General features: G+C 68.2%; 15 protein-coding genes. 3 read left to right on the top strand and 12 right to left on the bottom strand.

The window, feature by feature from the left end; genetic code table 11:
- Positions 1–137 precede the first annotated feature (137 nt).
- The gene (gene glnA / locus AC1DQP_RS03685; protein WP_256776768.1) at positions 138–1,547 is read right to left on the bottom strand and encodes a type I glutamate--ammonia ligase; all 1,410 of its coding nucleotides are present in this window, start codon (positions 1,545–1,547) and stop codon (positions 138–140) included.
- Between the two features lie 222 nt (positions 1,548–1,769).
- Between glnA and AC1DQP_RS03690 the strand changes: the two genes are divergently transcribed.
- Together AC1DQP_RS03690 and AC1DQP_RS03695 are read left to right on the top strand one after the other, a co-directional pair.
- Entirely contained in the window at positions 1,770–2,564 is a 795-nt protein-coding gene (locus AC1DQP_RS03690) for an undecaprenyl-diphosphate phosphatase (protein WP_256776767.1), read from the top strand.
- Positions 2,565–2,635: 71 nt separating this feature from the next.
- Entirely contained in the window at positions 2,636–3,469 is an 834-nt protein-coding gene (locus AC1DQP_RS03695; protein WP_478051122.1) for an META domain-containing protein, read from the top strand.
- A gap of 208 nt (positions 3,470–3,677) precedes the next feature.
- Here AC1DQP_RS03695 and AC1DQP_RS03700 read toward each other — a convergent pair whose 3' ends face one another.
- From AC1DQP_RS03700 to AC1DQP_RS03740, 9 genes are all read right to left on the bottom strand, one after another.
- A complete protein-coding gene (locus tag AC1DQP_RS03700; protein ID WP_457318887.1) occupies positions 3,678–4,289 on the bottom strand; it encodes a YbhB/YbcL family Raf kinase inhibitor-like protein in 612 nt (203 codons plus the stop codon).
- 10 nt (positions 4,290–4,299) lie between these two features.
- A complete protein-coding gene (locus tag AC1DQP_RS03705; protein ID WP_478051123.1) occupies positions 4,300–6,369 on the bottom strand; it encodes a tetratricopeptide repeat protein in 2,070 nt (689 codons plus the stop codon).
- Positions 6,370–6,453: 84 nt separating this feature from the next.
- The gene (locus tag AC1DQP_RS03710; RefSeq protein WP_256776799.1) at positions 6,454–7,443 is read right to left on the bottom strand and encodes a YheT family hydrolase; all 990 of its coding nucleotides are present in this window, start codon (positions 7,441–7,443) and stop codon (positions 6,454–6,456) included.
- 56 nt (positions 7,444–7,499) lie between these two features.
- Positions 7,500–8,291, bottom strand: coding sequence for a lysophospholipid acyltransferase family protein (locus AC1DQP_RS03715; RefSeq protein WP_457318019.1), 792 nt, complete (start codon positions 8,289–8,291; stop codon positions 7,500–7,502).
- Between the two features lie 181 nt (positions 8,292–8,472).
- Complete coding sequence (locus AC1DQP_RS03720; RefSeq protein WP_256776762.1) at positions 8,473–8,910, bottom strand: hotdog fold thioesterase; 438 nt, start codon at positions 8,908–8,910, stop codon at positions 8,473–8,475.
- Between the two features lie 25 nt (positions 8,911–8,935).
- Positions 8,936–11,020, bottom strand: a complete 2,085-nt coding sequence (locus AC1DQP_RS03725; RefSeq protein ID WP_478051124.1) for a phospholipase D family protein — start codon at positions 11,018–11,020, stop codon at positions 8,936–8,938.
- Positions 11,017–11,607 (bottom strand): YceI family protein, encoded by a 591-nt coding sequence (locus AC1DQP_RS03730; RefSeq protein ID WP_256776760.1) that lies wholly within the window; start codon positions 11,605–11,607, stop codon positions 11,017–11,019. The genes AC1DQP_RS03725 and AC1DQP_RS03730 overlap by 4 nt, the downstream gene beginning before the upstream one ends.
- Before the next feature lie 4 nt (positions 11,608–11,611).
- Positions 11,612–12,088: a SixA phosphatase family protein gene (locus AC1DQP_RS03735; protein WP_256776759.1), complete on the bottom strand. Its 477-nt coding sequence runs from the start codon at positions 12,086–12,088 to the stop codon at positions 11,612–11,614.
- A gap of 17 nt (positions 12,089–12,105) precedes the next feature.
- Positions 12,106–12,738, bottom strand: coding sequence for a nucleotide-binding protein (locus AC1DQP_RS03740; RefSeq protein WP_457318021.1), 633 nt, complete (start codon positions 12,736–12,738; stop codon positions 12,106–12,108).
- 130 nt (positions 12,739–12,868) lie between these two features.
- On the opposite strand from AC1DQP_RS03740, the gene AC1DQP_RS03745 reads away from it, so the two are divergent.
- Positions 12,869–14,353 (top strand): AAA family ATPase, encoded by a 1,485-nt coding sequence (locus AC1DQP_RS03745; RefSeq protein WP_478051125.1) that lies wholly within the window; start codon positions 12,869–12,871, stop codon positions 14,351–14,353.
- Between the two features lie 189 nt (positions 14,354–14,542).
- On the opposite strand, the gene AC1DQP_RS03750 is transcribed toward AC1DQP_RS03745, so the two are convergent.
- A complete protein-coding gene (locus tag AC1DQP_RS03750) occupies positions 14,543–15,457 on the bottom strand; it encodes an AEC family transporter (RefSeq protein WP_457318023.1) in 915 nt (304 codons plus the stop codon).
- Positions 15,458–15,572: 115 nt separating this feature from the next.
- Positions 15,573–16,223: a tetratricopeptide repeat protein gene (locus AC1DQP_RS03755; protein ID WP_457318024.1), complete on the bottom strand. Its 651-nt coding sequence runs from the start codon at positions 16,221–16,223 to the stop codon at positions 15,573–15,575.
- Positions 16,224–16,353 lie beyond the last annotated feature (130 nt).

A 16,353-nucleotide genomic window follows, 5' to 3' on the forward strand; every position in this document is an offset into this window, starting at 1 on the left:
GACCAACGGTCCGCTCTACTGCGATCGTCGGACCAACGGTCCGCTCTACGCATGGTTGCGTTGCCGGCTCCCCAGCCGACAAAGCGGCGACGATGACGAAGGTGGGAGGGAGGTCCTTCGTCATCGTCGCCTGTTGCTCAGTTGGCGTAGTACATCTGGTATTCGAGCGGGTGGGTGGCGGCGCGGAAGCGGGTCACTTCCTGCATCTTCAGCGCGATGTAGCCATCGATGAAGTCGTCGCTCATCACGCCACCGGCCTTGAGGAACTCGCGATCCTTGTCCAGCGCTTCCAGGGCCTGGTCCAGCGAGGAGCAGACCTGCGGGATCAGCTTCTCTTCTTCCGGCGGCAGGTCGTACAGGTCCTTGTCGCTCGGTGCCCCCGGGTCGATCTGGTTCTTGATGCCGTCCAGGCCGGCCATCATCAGCACGGTGAAGGTCAGGTAGCCGGACTGGATCGGATCGGGGAAGCGCATTTCGATGCGGCGCGCCTTCGGGTTGGACACCCACGGAATGCGGCACGAGGCCGAGCGGTTGCGGGCCGAGTAGGCCAGCATCACCGGGGCTTCAAAGCCCGGGACCAGGCGCTTGTAGCTGTTGGTGCCGGAGTTGGCAAAGGCATTGATGGCCTTGGCGTGCTTGAAGATGCCGCCGATGTACCACAGCGCCAGCTGGCTCAGGCCGCCGTAGCCGTCGCCGGAGAACAGGTTGGTGCCGCCCTTGGACAGCGACTGGTGCACGTGCATGCCGCTGCCGTTGTCGCCGACGATCGGCTTGGGCATGAAGGTGGCGGTCTTGCCGTTGCGGTGGGCGACGTTCTTGATGACGTGCTTCATGCGCAGCAGTTCGTCGGCCTTCTGCACCAGGGTGCTGAACTTGGTGCCGATTTCGCACTGGCCGGCGGTGGCTACTTCGTGGTGCTGCACTTCCACTTCGATGCCGACCTGTTCCAGGGTCTTGCACATTTCAGCGCGCAGGTCGTGCAGCGAGTCGGTCGGCGGAACCGGGAAGTAGCCGCCCTTCACCGCAGGACGGTAACCACTGTTGGCGCCGTCGTACTTGTCGCCGGTGCTCCAGGCGGCTTCTTCGGAATCGATCTTGAAGAAGGTGTGGCCCATGTCGTTGGCAAAGCGGACCGAGTCGAAGATGAAGAACTCCGGCTCCGGGCCGAAGAAGGCCTGCTCGGCGATGCCGGAGGACTTCAGGTACGCCTCGGCGCGCTTGGCGATGCCGCGCGGGCAGCGGCCGTACGGCTGCATGGTGGCCGGGTCGAGGATGTCGCAGCTGATCACCAGGGTCGGGTCGGCGTAGAACGGGTCGATGTAGGCGCTGGTCGGGTCCGGAAGCAGGACCATGTCCGATTCGTTGATGCCCTTCCAACCGGCGATGGAGCTGCCATCGAACATCTTGCCTTCTTCAAACAGCGACGGCTCGACGATGCTCACCGGGAAGGTGACGTGCTGTTCGATACCGCGCATGTCGACGAAACGCAGGTCGATGAACTCGATCTGGTTGTCCTTGATCAGCTTCTCAACGTTTTCCACGGACATCGGTGAAACCCTCGGATGGATGATTGCGTAGGTTGATAGAGCAATCGCCGTGCCAACTTTTCCATTTTCACAAGTCGTTGATTTTGTTGGCCTGGCACGGCACCGGGCGCGGAACCCTGCGCACCACGATGGTGCAACGGCCCCACCACGCACACATTTGGTGCGGCGTTTGATGTTTTATGCTCTACCGCGATTTCACCCATTCCGAGCCCCAGCATCCCGATGTCCGACCTGCTCTCCGCCCTCCTGTTGGGCATCCTCGAAGGCCTCACCGAATTCCTGCCGATCTCCAGCACCGGCCACCTGCTGATCGCCCAGCATTGGCTGGGCGCGCGCTCGGATTTCTTCAACATCGTCATCCAGGCCGGCGCGATTCTGGCCATCACCCTGGTGTTCCGCCAGCGCCTGTGGTCGTTGGCCACCGGCCTGCACGAGCGCGCCAACCGCGACTACGTGATGAAGCTGGGCACCGCCTTCCTGGTCACCGCGATCGTCGGCCTGCCGGTGCGCCTGGCCGGCTGGGAACTACCCGAAACGGTCACCCCGGTGGCCTGGGCGCTGATCATCGGCGGCATCTGGATGATCCTGGTAGAGACCTACAGCGCGCGCCTGCCCGACCGCGATGAAGTCACCTGGAAGGTGGCCATCCTGGTCGGCCTGGCGCAGGTGGTGGCCGGGGTGTTCCCGGGCACGTCGCGCTCGGCGGCGGCGATCTTCATCGCGATGCTGTTCGGCCTGAGCCGGCGCGCGGCGGCCACCGAGTTCGTGTTCCTGGTCGGCATCCCGACCATGTTCGCGGCCAGCGGCTACGCGTTCATGGAAATGGCCAAGGACGGCAAGCTTGGCAACGAGAACTGGACCGACGTCGGCGTGGCCTTCCTTGCCGCTGCCGTCACCGGTTTCGTCGTAGTGAAGTGGCTGCTGGGTTATATCAAGTCGCACAAATTCACCGCGTTCGCGGCGTATCGCATCGCACTCGGTGCCGCGCTGCTGCTGTGGTTGCCTGCTGGCAACTGAACACGGCCGGCGCGCGCCAACCCCGTTTCGCGTATCACCCCGTTTTTCCACGGGTTCCCAAGGAGATGTCCATGAACCGCACCCGCACCCTGATGCTGATCCTGCCGCTGGCCCTGATGGCCGCCTGCAGCAACCCGTCCACCCCGGCCCCCGCCGGTCCCGGTGGCGATGACCTGGCGCCGGCACCGACCGCCGCTGCCGATGCCAAGGCCGTGGAGAAACTGGACGTGCAGCGCCTGCAGGGCAACCACTGGCTGCTGGACAGCGCTACCGATGCCGGCGGCAAGCGCGTGGATGCGCTGTTCGCGCGCGGCGACAAGCCGGTCACGCTGGACTTCAAGGACGGCCGCCTGTCGGTCGGCAATACCTGCAACCGGATGGGTGGCGGCTACACGCTGGCCGATGGCACGCTGACCGTCTCGCCGATGGCCTCGACCATGATGGCCTGCACCGACAAGGCGCTGATGGCGCTGGACCAGGCCGTGGGCTCGCGCCTGGAAGGCGCGCTCAAGGCCGAACTGGCCGGCCAGGGCCAGCTGACCCTGCACAACGCCGCCGGCGACGTGCTGGTGTTCAACCCCGAGCCGACCGCGGAAACCCGCTACGGCGGTGAAGGCGAAACGGTGTTCATCGAAGTGGCCGCGCAGACCAAGCCGTGCTCGCATCCGATGATCCCGAACATGCAGTGCCTGCAGACCCGCGAAGTGTCGTTCGACGACAAGGGCCTCAAGCAGGGCACGCCGGGCGCGTTCGAGAACTTCTACGGCACCATCGAGGGCTACACCCACRAAGACGGCGTGCGCAACGTGGTGCGGGTGAAGCGCTACAAGATCGCCAGCCCGCCCGCCGACGGTTCCTCGCTGGCGTACGTGCTGGACATGGTGGTCGAGTCGGAAAAGAAGTAACCGGCAGGTACCGGCCGTTGGCCGGTACGCGGCCAGAGCGGCACGCACGCGCCGCAAAAGAGGAAGGGCGGCCAAGGGCCGCCCTTCGTCGTTACCAGGTAGTGCCGGCCGTTGGCCGGCTCCTCGCATATCTCCCCGGAGGTTCATGAGGAGCCGGCCAGCGGCCGGCATTATTCGGCATCGCGCGAGGGCGTTGGCTGGACGCCGATCAGGCCAATGCCGGGTTCAACGTGTAGGTGCCATGCAGCGCCGCTTCGGCCAGCACGTGGCCGTGCATCGCACGGTGCACATCGGCGCCGGTGAACGGGGTGGGCAGGTCCAGCTGCGCCACGTCGAGGGCGAACACACGGAAGAAATACCGGTGCATGCGCGCGTCGTTGAACGGCGGGTACGGGCCGTCATAGCCCAGGTACTGCCCGGCCATGTCCGGATTGCCGGCGAACCAGCCGGTGAAATCATTCAGGCCCTGGCGCGCGCCGGCGGGTCCGGCCGGTGCGGTTTTGCCCTTGACCGTGAAGCCCTCGCTGCAGCTGCCGGCGGCGATGTCGTGCACGCTGGCAGGGATGTCGGCCATCGCCCAGTGCACGAAATCCGCGCGCGGCTGGTCGCGCGGCACGCTGCAATCGTGGCGACCGACCGTTTCCGGCACCGTCGGCACGTCCGGGTCGATGCACAGCAACGCGAACGAACGGGTGCCCTCGGGCACCTCGCTCCAGGCCAGCTGCGGGTTGCGGTTGGCGGCGAAACCGTTGGCATCGCCGGCGGCGAATTCGGCCGCGATCGGCTGGCCGTTGTGGAAGCTGGTACTGCTCAGGCGCATGGGAGAGTCCTCACTGTTCCGGGTAACCAAGGCGAACGGCGACCGGGGTCAACAACGCGAACGCCGGGGCCATCAGCTCGCGGTAGTGGCGCCATTCCCCACTCGGCATGCGCGGTGGGCCCAGCGTCGGCGCCGGCGGCAGGCGCGTGCCGAGCAGCCGGCCCAGATGCTCGGCCATCACCGCCGGATCGTTGCCGATGTCGTCGATGCGCACCAGCGCGTGCGGGTACAGGTCCTGTTCGTGCAGGGTGGCCACCTGCGTCAGCGCGCGGGCCAGCCACTCGGCCGCCTCGTTGATGGAGGTCACCGCCAGCGGTGCCGGCGCGCCGTTGGCCAGCCAGTGCAGCAGCATGTCGCGCGGGTCGCGCAGCACCAGCAGCAGGCGGCCTTCGGGCAGCTGCGGGCGCAGCGCCCACAGCAGGGCGTTGTCCCACCACAGCAGCCAGTCGATCAGGTTGGCGTCGGCCAGACCGCGCGACGGCATCTGCTCACGCCACTGCTCCACCAGCCGCTCCGGGCTGAGTTTGCCGGTCGAGAGGTCCTGCAGGGTGTGGTAATTCTGGAAGGCGTCGTCGGGCGGATTGGGCCCGTAGCGGTCGCCACGCAGCACCGGGCTGGCGGCGGCGATCGCGGCGATCACCCGCTCCACGCCGGAGCCGGGCGCGCCCCAGACGAACATCGGGCGGGCGGTGTTGTCTTCGCTGATCGTGCCGATCTCCGGCCAGCTCAGCGGGGCCTTGGCCTGCGGCGGCAGCGGCAGGCGCTGGCTGGCCTCGGCCACGTGCAGCTCGACCCACGTGCGCAGGGCATCGGCGTGCTGGCCGGCCTCGTGCTGCACCGACCCCAGCCACGCGCGCAGGCTCGGCTTGGCGGCGTCCTCGGCGGTGTCATGGATGGCCTGCACGCGCGCCACTGCAGCAGCAGGGTCGCGCGCCATCAGCGCCTCGACGATGCGGGTTTCGCCGCTGGCGCGGCCCGGTTCGATGGCCACGATGCGCCGTGCCACGGCTTCGGCGGCGTCGTTCTCGCCGGCCATGTCGTGCAGGCGCAGGCGCGTTTCCATCGCCGGCAGGTGCTCGGGCATGGCCTGCAGCCAGCGCTCGGCCACCGCGACCGATCCGGCACTGCCCACCGCTTCGATGGACAGCCGTGCCAGCCACAGGTCGTGCAGCTGCGGGTGGGTCTCCAGCAGCGCATCGAGGGTGTCACGCGCCTGCTGTTCGCGGCCCAGGCGCTGCCAGGCCATCAGCAGCAGCTGCAGGGTCTGGCGATCGGCGGGGGTCTGCTCCAGCACCGGCAGCAGGTGTTCCAGTGCCTGCAGCGGCTGCCCGGACTGCAGCTCCAGCTCGCCGGCCAGGCGGCGCATGGCCGGGGTGTCGCCCTCGGCCGTGGCCAGGATCTGGCGCATGGTCGCTGCGGCGCCATCGGTGTTGCCCTGGCGGACCTGCAGCTGCACCAGCAGGCCCTGCAGCGACGTCAGTGCGGGGCTGAGGTCCAGCACGCGGCGGAACGCCTGCTCGGCGAAGGCCAGCATGTCCTTGCCCAGGTAGGCAAAGCCCAGCGCGTACAGCACCCGCGGATCGTTGGGCAGGGCCTGGGCGGCGGCCGACAGCAGGGCCACCGCGCGGTCGCCCTCGCCGCGGCGCAGCGCGATCATGCCGTTCAACGCGGCCAGCTCGGGGTGGTCTTCATCCACGCGGCTGGCGGTGCGGGTGATCTTCTCGGCCTCGTCCACGTCGTTGCGGGCCAGCGCCATGTGCGCCTGCATCAGGTAGGCGGTCAGCTCGTTGGGGTTGAGCGTGGCGGTGCGGTCCAGCGCCGAACCGGCCGCCTCGAACTGGCGCAGCGCCAGCAGCAGGCCGGCGTGCTGCAGGTGCAGATCGGGGTTGTCCGGGGCCAGCGCCAGCGCCTGTTGCAGGCTGTCCAGGGCGGCATCGAACTGGCCCTGTTGTTGCAGCGACAGGGCCAGCCAGCGGTGCGCCTGCGGCTGCTCCGGCTCGGCACTGGTCCATTGCCGCGCAAGCTGCACGGCTTCGTCGGCCGCATTGCGGCGCAGGGCTTGGAGAATCTTGTCTTGCATGACGGTCCAGCTTGGGGTCAAACCCCGATTGTAGAACACGTCATGCGGCGCACCGTGGTCGGGGTGCCCAACCCCCGGGCGAGGTCAGCCGACGGTTTCGATGCGCAGGCGCTGCGCGACCCAGCGCTCGGAGAAACCATCGCCTCGCCAGTTCTCCAGGAAGCCGCAATGGCCGCCCCACGGGGCGATTTCCAGGTGGGCGTGGGCGGGCAGGCGCCAGCCGTTGAAGGTGGCGAAGGGGATGACCGGGTCATCCTTGGCCATCAGGATGTCGGCCGGCACGGTCAGCTCGGCCAGGCGGTCGCCGGCGATCGAGTAGCCATCGAAGTAGGCCTGCAGCGAGCCGAAATCGGTATGGTGCTCGACCAGCCACGCGGTGAGCGCGCGGATGTCGAGCTTGAGTACCTGGTCGTCCCAATCGCTCAACTCGGGGAACAGATCACGCTTGCGCCGCAGCGAGCCGGCCCACTTGCGGCGGAAGTACCAGTCATACATCGCCGGGCCGTTCTCGATGCTCTCCATGGTGATGGCCGGATCGAGCACCGGGCAGACCGAGGCCACCCGGCGCAGCGGGACGCCGGCAGAAGGTGCGCGCAGCGCCAGGCGCAGCACGAAGTTGCCGCCCAGCGAATAGCCGGCCGCCACCAGCGGCAGCTGCGGCCAGCGCCGGGCGATGTCACCGGCGGCCTGCACCACTTCATCGATGCGGTTGGAATGGAAGATGCCGGGATTGAGGTGATGGGTGTTGCCGTGGTCGCGGAAGTTCAGCCGGACCACGTCGAAGCCCTCTTCGAGCATGCGCGCGGCGGTCATGCGCATGTAGCTGGACTCGGCGCTGCCTTCCCAGCCGTGCAGCAGCAGCGCCATGCCGATCGGCTCGCGGCCCTGGACATGGCTGTGCCAGCCCTGCAGCCGCACGCCCTGGCCGCCGTCCAGGATCAGTTCTTCGGTGACCGCGCCGGTGGCGGCCAGCAACGTCAGCCCACGCTGCATGCGCATGCGGCTGGAGCTGAGCATGGACTGCAGGTGCGGATTGCGCAGCCAACGCGGCGGGAGGTAGTCGGCAGCGGTCAACATGGGCGGCAGACTGCTCCCGGCTGCGACGCTGGCGCGTGAAGGGCCGCCATGCACTACTCGGCGGACATCGCCGCCAGGATGCGCGCACGCGAGGTTTCCGCGATGCGGCGACGGCCTTCCAGATCCTGGGTTCCGATGGGCGCCAGAAAATGTACTTCGGCACGGCGTGCCGGTTCCCCCAGCAGGCGCAGGAAATTGGCGAAGAAGCTCTCGCCCGGGCCGAACGCTACGATGGCCTGGGCATCGCCACGCCAACCGTAACGCAGCGCCACCGGCTGCACCGGGACCTGGGCTTCGACCGCTGCCTGGAAGATGCGCGCATGGAACGGGCCCACATCATGGCCACCACGGGTACGCCCTTCCGGGAACACGCCCACCGCCTTGCCCTCGCGCAGGCGCACCACCATTTCCTGCATGACCCCACCGAGCGACTCGGTACTGCCGCGCTGGTGGAAGATGGTCTGGCCGCGCGCGGCCAACCAGCCGACCACCGGCCAGCTGGCAATCTCGCGCTTGGCCACAAAGCCCATCATGCGCTGGCTGTGCAGCATGTTGATGTCGACCCAGCTGACGTGATTGGCCACGAACAGCACCGCGCCCGGCAGCGGCGTACCGATCCGGTGCAAGCGGAAGCCGAAGATCCACATCAGGCCAGTGGACCAGAGGTTCACCGCGGCATGTTCGAACAGGCGGCTGCCCACGCGCATGCGTCCCCACGGCGGCAGCATGGCGATCAGCAAAATCGGCAGGAACAGCAACAGGTGGACCAGCAGCAGCGGTACGCGGTACAGATAACGGCACACACGCGCCACGCCGCCACGTGAGGCCGGGGTGGGGGAAGTCATCTGCGCACGATACCCGAGCGCCGCAGGCTCTGCCAGCCGAAAACGGACAAATCGATGGCAATGCAGGGCCAGACGCCGCAGGCGGTCAAGCGGGTGCCCGGTTGCGGCACGGCGCCGGCGCCGACCATGCGCTGGCGCACTGGGATGGCCGGCGCAACACAGCATCCACGCGTTGGATCGATCAGCCGGGGCGGACCGCCGGCACCACGGCCAGGGTCAACCGCGAGGTGCACACCAGGCGTCCGCCGTCGTCTTCGATACGGATGTCCCACACCTGCGTGCTGCGGCCCACGTGCACCGCACGCGCCGTGCCGGTGACCACGCCGCTGCGCATCGCACGGATGTGGTTGGCGTTGATCTCCAGGCCCACGCAGACCTGCGCGCGGGTATCCACGCACAGGTTGCCGGCGCTGCTGCCGAGGGTTTCGGCCAGCACCACCGACGCACCGCCGTGCAGGATGCCGTAGGGCTGGCGGGTGCGTTCGTCGACCGGCATGGTCGCGCTGATCCAGTCGTCCCCTGCTGCGGTGAAGGCGATGCCGAGGTGTTCGATCAGGGTGTTGCGGCTGAGTGCGTTGAGTGCCTCGATCGACACCGCTTCGCGGAATACCTGGGCCATGCGGCGTCTCCGTGCGACGAGAAAATTACAGGATGGGCACCAGGCCGGCGCCGAAGGCGGTCAGCATGCGCACCAGCAGCCACTTCGGGCCGACGTTGACCTCGGGGAAGTCACCGACCGAGACGTAGCAGGTGTGGAAATCCTTGTCCTGGCGACGCAGCGGTTCGGGACAGTTCGGACCGGGCTGGAATTCGTAATCGGTGGCGTAGCGCCACGGCCAGAAATCCAGCACCGGCAGGGCTTCGGACGCCTTGCCGACGCTGTAGTTCAGGCCCGACAGCACCGGCGGCTTGATCCGCGGCGCGACCGTCCACGAGKTCTGCGGGTGGATGTCGCGCAGGATGCTCTGGGCCAGGGCCTCGGCGAACACCGGGTCGTCGATGATCACCGCGCCTTCGGTGTTGTAGTTCTCGCTGCGCGGGTCGAAGTTGTGCGTGCCGATCACGCCGATGCGGCGGTCCACCACCATCGACTTGGCATGCAGGCCCATGCGCGCGCCGGTACGGGTGACCGGTAGCGGCTTGTTGACCGCCTTGGTGCCCAGGAACGAGGGCCGGGTTTCGGCACGCAGTACGCGACGTTCGACCACGCTGCCGTCGGTGCGGCGGCGCGCGGCCGGTCCAGGCGTGGGCTGGCGCCGGACCGGGTCGGCCGCGGCAGCGGTGCCCGGAGCAGTGCCGAGGTCCACCGGGGGGCTGGCATCGGCACTGCGGCGGTTGCCGCTGCCGGCGTTGCCGCGCGCGTTGCTGCCGGCGGCACTGCCCCCGATCAGGCTACTGCGCTTGCCGTCCGAGGCGGGCGCCTCGCCCAGCGGGGCCGGCAGCAGGTTGCGGTAATCGACCGGGGCATCCAGCGGGAACGGCTTGAACTCGTAAAGGTTGAAGCCCAGCTCGCGCATGTTGCGGCGTTTGTACTTGTAGGACAGCGCGTAGACGATCGGGTTGTCGGTGGCCGCCAGGCTGTTGGTGGAGACCACGATGCGCGGCGGCTGTTCGCGCTTGCGCAGGTCGCGGAACAGCTTGCGCGCCGGCTTGGACAGCACCAGGTAGGGCGTCTGCAGCAGCACTTCGGTCTGCGCGCTGGCGATCAGCGCATCCAACTGCGGCTCGGTGACGTGCTGGCCGTTGGTCGGTTGGTTGGGGCGTTCGCGGCGATGCTTGCGCGGCAGATCGGCGACATAGCGCACCGAGGCCACCGCCAGGGCGGTATCCACGAACGCACGGCTGACGTAGCCCGGGTCGTTGGCCTCGTCGCTGACCCGCTGCAGCCGCTGCGGATTGCGGTAGTCGGGCACCGGCATCTGCGGCGCGCCGGTCTTGAGCAGGGCGGCGCCGACATCGTTGAGGCGTTCGGCCGGGACACTGCGCGGGGCGCGCCAGAACGCGTCGAAGTTGGTCGCCATCTCGCGCACTTCCGGCCCGGCCACCAGCACGTCGCGGTCGCGGAAGTTGTATTCGCTGTCCCAGTCGTAATAGTCGTCCTGGTAGTTGCGTCCACCGACCACGCCGAGCGCATCGTCGATCACCAGCAGCTTGTTGTGCATGCGCTGGTTGAAGCGGCGGAAGCAGCACAGCACGCTGGCGGCGTAGTCGACGTAGTTCAGCCGCGCCTTGCCGAAGGTCGGGTTGTAGACGCGCAGTTCGAAATTCTGGTGGCTGCTGGCCAGCGCACCGAGGATCTGCAGGTCGGAGATCGCCGAGAGCTGGTCGATCAGCACCCGTACCTTGACCCCGCGCCGGGCGGCGGCCAGCAGTTCGTCCAGCACCAGCCGGGCGCTGTCGTCCTTGTCGAAGATATAGGTCTGCAGGTCGATGCTGCGGGTGGCGCTGCGGATCAGGTTGAGCCGGGCGACCAGCGACACCTCGCCTTCGTCGATGATGGTGGCGTAGTGGCGCGGCGCCGCCTCGGTGGACTCGGCAAATGCCTTGCCGCCGAGCGCGCGCAGGGGTGAATCCAGGGCGCAACGGTCCGGCGCGGTGCAGTCGACCACGCTCGAACGCGCCTGCACGGCGATGCCGGCGGCGCGCTCGCGCTCGGCGTTGGACAGCGACGCACAGCCGCTCCCCAGCAACAGCGTTGCCAGCAGTACCACCCGCAGCCATGGATTCACGGTTTCGGCGCCTCGCTCAGACGCGCACGCAATACAAAGGTCACTCGATCACTCAATGCTAGTTGCCAGCTGTCCATTCCATACCGGCCACGCTGCACGGTACCGCGGCTGACCACGTCGCAATCATACCCGGCCCGCGGGCAGGCCGCCGGTTCCACCCGCAGCGTCTCGGGGTGGCTGACCCCCCGCAGGATCAACCGGCCCTGCACCCCGCCGCCCTTGTCCACCACCTCGGGCCAGTAAGGGACGGAGTCGAATTCGACCACCGGGTAGCGCGCCGAGTCGAAGAACTCCTCCCCGCGCATCCAGCCGGTGTAGCGGTCCTTGCCGGGAATCTCCACGTAGCGGGTGAACATCCGCAGGTGCACCTGGTGGCGCCCATCGGGCAGCACCTCGATACGCCCCTCGAAACGCGGGAACTCCCCTTCGATGCGTTGCCCCAGCCGGGTGCGGATCTCGAAGCCGAAGCGCGAGCGCGCGGTATCGAACGCCAGCACCTGGCGGGGCGCTTCGGCCGGCGGTTCGGCGCAGGCCACGTCGGCTGCCAGTGCCAGCAGGCAGCCCAGCAGCGCGCGCACTACCGTCATGGGGTCACGGCCACCAGAAGGCGGTCAGGGTGCCCACGCCGGGCTCGATGCGGGCCTCACGGTCGAAGGCCAGTACCGCGATGCCACCGGGCGGCATGCCGCGGTAGTCGCTGCTGGTGCCTTCGCTCATCAGCGCTACCAACCGTTCCAGGCCGGGGTTGTGACCGACCACCAGCAGGCGCTCGACATCGCGACGTTCATCGATCAGGCCGGCCAGGGTGCCGGGGGTGGCGTCGTAAACGGCGTCTTCAAGGCGCTTTTCGACGAAGCCGGTAATGCCCAGGACCGCTTCGAGGGTTTCGCGGGTCCGCCGCGAGGGCGAGCACAGCACGCAATCGGGCAGCAGGTTGTTTTCCTTCAGCCAGCGGCCGGCCGCTTCGGCTTCGGCCAGGCCGATGGGCGACAACGGGCGGTCAAGGTCGGCCTGGCCGGTACCGGCGGCTTCGGCGTGGGCGTGGCGCAGCAGGATCAGTTCTCGCATAAAGGCTCTCTTCCGGATCAGGCTTTCTTCAGCCACTTCAACAGTGGCTCCCAGTCACTCTGGTGCTCGCGCACCTGCGCGGAGCGGTAATCGAACAGGCTGCGTCCCAGCCCGACCATCACCACGTAACTCTGGCTGTCGCGCAGCTGGGCGACAACCTCGTAAGGCCATTCGGCCAGCATCTGCATGGCTTGCTGGGAGGTCTGGGTCCACGGCTTGGTGCGGTTGAGCACCAGCCCCACCGGCAGCGCGCGGCGGTGCACGCGCGGCACTTTGGACAGACTGTTGAGAAAGCCGACGATGGCTTCGATGTCCAGCGCGGAGGGCAGCACCGGGACCACGACGGCATCGGCAACATCGAGGAAGTGGCCCAGATCGTCGGCCAATGCACCTGCGGGGGCGTCGATGACGACCTGGTCGGTGCCGTCGGGGATCAGCTTTTCCCAGTTTTTCTTGCGGTACACGTCGATCGGCAGCACGGCGCTTTCGAGCATCGAGCGGCGCTGCGCCCAGCGGGTGCTGGAGCCTTGCGGATCGGCGTCGGCCAGTACGGTCCGTTTGCCGTCCAGGGCGGCATGCGCCGCCAGGTGGGTAGCGACGGTGGTTTTGCCCACCCCACCCTTGGAACCGGCTACCAGGATCGTCTTCATGCCAGCCTCGCTTCCGGGGAACGTCGTCGCAGCGTACACCGCCCTCCGTGACGGAGATAGTCGCACTGCTGAACCCCTGCGTGGCCCGGCGCTTTGCTATCGTGCGCGATCCAAAGGATTGCAAGCCGGCATGAGCGAGTTACAGGACCTGAGCGCACTCATCCGCGCCAACACCCCGCTGATCATCATCGAGACCCAGGACGAGGGTCGCATCGTGGAGCTGTTCCGGCAGACCCTGATGCATGTCTGGCGTGCCCTGCACCGCTGGTCGATCACCGAGGGCCTGCGCCGCATCGACATGGACCGCGAGGACGACCCGGTCGGCCCGCCCGATGCCAGCTCGGCCCTGCAGATGATCCGCCAGGCCGAACAGCGCGGCATCTACCTGCTGCTGGATTTCCATCCCTACCTGGGCTACGCCAGCCACCAGCGCGCGCTGCGCGACCTGATCCAGCGCCGCCACTGCCAGGCCCACGTGCTGGTGCTGATCGGGGCCAAGGTCGAACTGCCGGCCGAGCTGGAGGCGTTGGCAACCCGCTTCAACCCGCGCCTGCCCGACCTCAACGCGCTGCTGAAGATGCTGCGCGAGGAGGCCGAGGCCTATGCCCGCGAGAACGGCGGGCGCCGGGTGGAAGTGGACAACGAGGCCGTCAAGAAGATCCTGCACAACCTGCGCGGCCTGAGCATGGTGGACGCGCGGCGGATCGCGCGGCAGCTGATCTTCGCCGACGGCGCGCTCAGCCAGGACGACCTGCCGCAGCTGGCCCGGCTCAAGTTCGAGCTGCTCAACCGCGCCGGCCACCTGCATTACGAGTACGACACCACCCGCTTTGCCGACGTGGCCGGGGCCAACCGGCTCAAACGCTGGGTCAACCAGCGCCGCCCGATCTTCCTCGGCGGCCAGGGCCCGGCCGGGCTGGATCCGCCCAAGGGCATGCTGTTGCTGGGGGTGCAGGGCTGCGGCAAGTCGATGCTGGCCAAGGCCACCGCCGCCGGCTTCGGGGTGCCGTTGCTGCGCCTGGACTTCGGCAGCCTGTATGACAAGTACCACGGCGAGACCGAGAAGAATCTGCGCGAGGCACTGGCCTCGGCCGAACAGCTGGCGCCCTGCGTGCTGTGGATCGACGAGATTGAAAAGGGCCTGGCCAGTGGCGGCGAGGACGGGGGCGTGTCGCGCCGCGTGCTCGGCCACCTGCTGACCTGGCTGGCCGAGCGCAAGAGCACGGTGTTCATCGTGGCCACCGCCAACCAGGTGCACGAGCTGCCGGCCGAACTGCTGCGCAAGGGTCGCTTCGACGAGATTTTCTTCATCGACCTGCCCGACGCCAATACCCGGGTGGAACTGCTGCGCCTGCACCTGGGCCGGCGCCAGCTCAATGCCGACGATTTCGCGCTGCCGGCGCTGGCTGCGGCCAGCGATGGGTTCTCGGGTGCGGAGATCGAACAGGCGGTGGTCGCCGGGCTGTATGCCGCCCATGCGGAAACGCGCGTACTCGATACCGAGCTGCTGATGCAGGAGATCCGCGGCAGCCGTCCGTTGTCGGTACTGATGGCCGAGCAGGTCACCGCGCTGCGCGAATGGGCACGCGGCCGCACGGTCAGCGCAGACGAGTAACGCCGATCACCGGCACGTAGAGCCGACCGTTGGTCGGCTGCTTCGTGGGTCGGCGGTGTCGTGGGTCGGCGCTGTCGGTGGCCTTGGGTGGAGCAGCCGASCAACGGTCGGCTCTACCGGGTTTTGTGCGGTGTCGGTGGCCYTGGGTGGAGCAGCCGAGCAACGGTCGGCGCCGAGCAACGGTCGGCTCTACCCGGGGTGCTGCAGCAGCCACGCCCAGGCTGGCAGCGTCACCAGCGCGAACACGATGCCGTAGCCGACCATCGCCGCGGCCAGGCGCGGGGCCAGCTGGTGCGAGATCGCCAGGGCGGCGGCAGTGATCATGGTCGGCATCGCCGATTCCAGTACGTTGACCTGCAGCATCGTGCCGTGCAGGCCGAACAGCCAGGCCAGCGGCACCGCCAACGCCGGCATCACCAGCAGCTTGAGCAGCAGCCCGATGCCCAGTGGCGTGAGTTCGCTGCGCGACAGCCGCAACCGGATCGACAGCCCCACCGCGAGCATCACCAGCGGCAGCATCGCATCGGCCAACTGCTTCAGCGCGGTGCCGATCCAACCCGGCGGCTGCGCGGGCATCAGCACCAGCGCGAACAGCAGGGCCCACAGCGGCGGGAACGTCGCGATGCGTGCCAGCACCTGGGCTGCGCTCGGCGGGGTATCGCCGCTGTAGCGGGCGATCACGTACAAGCCGAACGTGGACAGCAGCACGAACGTGCCGAACTGGTCATAGACCACCGCGTACGGCAGGGCCGCATCGCCCAGCAGCGCGCGCACCATCGGATAGCCGATGAAGCTGGAGTTGGCCAGGGTCACGCAGATCAGCAACACGGCGTGCACGTCGCGGGCGAATCCGCACAGGCGCGTAGCCAGCGACACCAGCGCCCAGCTGGCCAGCATCAGCAGCCAGGGCGTGGCCATCAGCCCGACCAGGCTCACGTCCAGATGCAGGCGTGGCACGTAGGTGAGCACCGCCGCCGGCAGGCACACGTAGAGCACCACGCGGTTGAGGACCTCGGCACTGTTGTCGGGCAGCGTGCGCAGGCGCGCGAACAGCATGCCCAGGCCGAGCATGCTGAGGATCAGGGCGAATGCATCGAAGGCCATTGCGGCAGCCTAGCCGATGCGCACGCGGCGACGGCCTCGACCTTGGTCGAAGCCGAAGCTCATCGCGCCGCTTGCCACCGACAGCGACCGCACGAGGCGGCCGCCCCCGATCGGATCAGGGCCAGGCCGGCGGTTGCGCCGCCCAGGCCTGCTGCACCTCGGCCAGGGTCTTGCGCTCGCTATCGCGCCAGCTCGGCAGCAGCGTGGCGTAGTTGGCCGTACTGCTCCATTGCTGCGGCTCGGTGCGGACCGCCGCGGCATACCAGCGCACCGCCTCGTCCTTGCGGCCGAGGGTCCACAGCGCCAGCGCGTAGGTGGCCGGCACCCACGCGGCATTGCCGCGCAGGCCACCCTGGGCACTGCTCCACTGGGCCAGTGCCGCGTCGACCTCACCCAGCCGGAACAGGTCCCAGCCGTAGTTCCAGCGCACCGTGCGTCCGGCCGCGGTGGTGGCCGTGGTGCTGCCGATGGCCTCGGCATACAGGCTGCGGCCCAGCTCCGGGCGCCCCTGCGCGAACGCCACGCCCGCCAGCTGTACGGTGGCGTCGAGCGTCCTGCGCCCGCGCTCGCGCTGCTTCATGAGCTGGTCGACCAGATCACTGCTGTCGGCAGGCACCACCACCGCCGGAACGGCGGCGGCATCCTGGTCGAAATAGAACTCCTGCACTGCCGGCAGCGATTGCGCCGCCACCCCGAACGCGGCCAACGCCGCCGTCAATCCAGCCGCCAGCATCACGCCGGCCAGCCTGTGTCTTGCCACTGCCATGCAAACTCCCCCGGGTTGTCACAACAACCTCCCGGCCCCGATCCTACCCTCAGCGTGCGTCCCGGCGCGAGTGCCCGTTGGCCATTTCGACGCCACCGTTGCCAACCGCGACGTTCCGGGCGTGCCTGCA

The organism is Stenotrophomonas sp. P5_A8 (assembly GCF_056400545.1).

What these genes read in the sequence shown, in the direction of transcription:
- glnA (WP_256776768.1), bottom strand. Translation starts at nt 1,547, where the DNA reads ATGTCCGTGGAAAACGTTGAGAAGCTGATCAAGGACAACCAGATCGAG.
- AC1DQP_RS03690 (WP_256776767.1), top strand. Translation starts at nt 1,770, where the DNA reads ATGTCCGACCTGCTCTCCGCCCTCCTGTTGGGCATCCTCGAAGGCCTC.
- AC1DQP_RS03700 (WP_457318887.1), bottom strand. Translation starts at nt 4,289, where the DNA reads ATGCGCCTGAGCAGTACCAGCTTCCACAACGGCCAGCCGATCGCGGCC.
- AC1DQP_RS03705 (WP_478051123.1), bottom strand. Translation starts at nt 6,369, where the DNA reads ATGCAAGACAAGATTCTCCAAGCCCTGCGCCGCAATGCGGCCGACGAA.
- AC1DQP_RS03715 (WP_457318019.1), bottom strand. Translation starts at nt 8,291, where the DNA reads ATGACTTCCCCCACCCCGGCCTCACGTGGCGGCGTGGCGCGTGTGTGC.
- AC1DQP_RS03720 (WP_256776762.1), bottom strand. Translation starts at nt 8,910, where the DNA reads ATGGCCCAGGTATTCCGCGAAGCGGTGTCGATCGAGGCACTCAACGCA.
- AC1DQP_RS03730 (WP_256776760.1), bottom strand. Translation starts at nt 11,607, where the DNA reads ATGACGGTAGTGCGCGCGCTGCTGGGCTGCCTGCTGGCACTGGCAGCC.
- AC1DQP_RS03735 (WP_256776759.1), bottom strand. Translation starts at nt 12,088, where the DNA reads ATGCGAGAACTGATCCTGCTGCGCCACGCCCACGCCGAAGCCGCCGGT.
- AC1DQP_RS03740 (WP_457318021.1), bottom strand. Translation starts at nt 12,738, where the DNA reads ATGAAGACGATCCTGGTAGCCGGTTCCAAGGGTGGGGTGGGCAAAACC.
- AC1DQP_RS03745 (WP_478051125.1), top strand. Translation starts at nt 12,869, where the DNA reads ATGAGCGAGTTACAGGACCTGAGCGCACTCATCCGCGCCAACACCCCG.
- AC1DQP_RS03750 (WP_457318023.1), bottom strand. Translation starts at nt 15,457, where the DNA reads ATGGCCTTCGATGCATTCGCCCTGATCCTCAGCATGCTCGGCCTGGGC.
- AC1DQP_RS03755 (WP_457318024.1), bottom strand. Translation starts at nt 16,223, where the DNA reads ATGGCAGTGGCAAGACACAGGCTGGCCGGCGTGATGCTGGCGGCTGGA.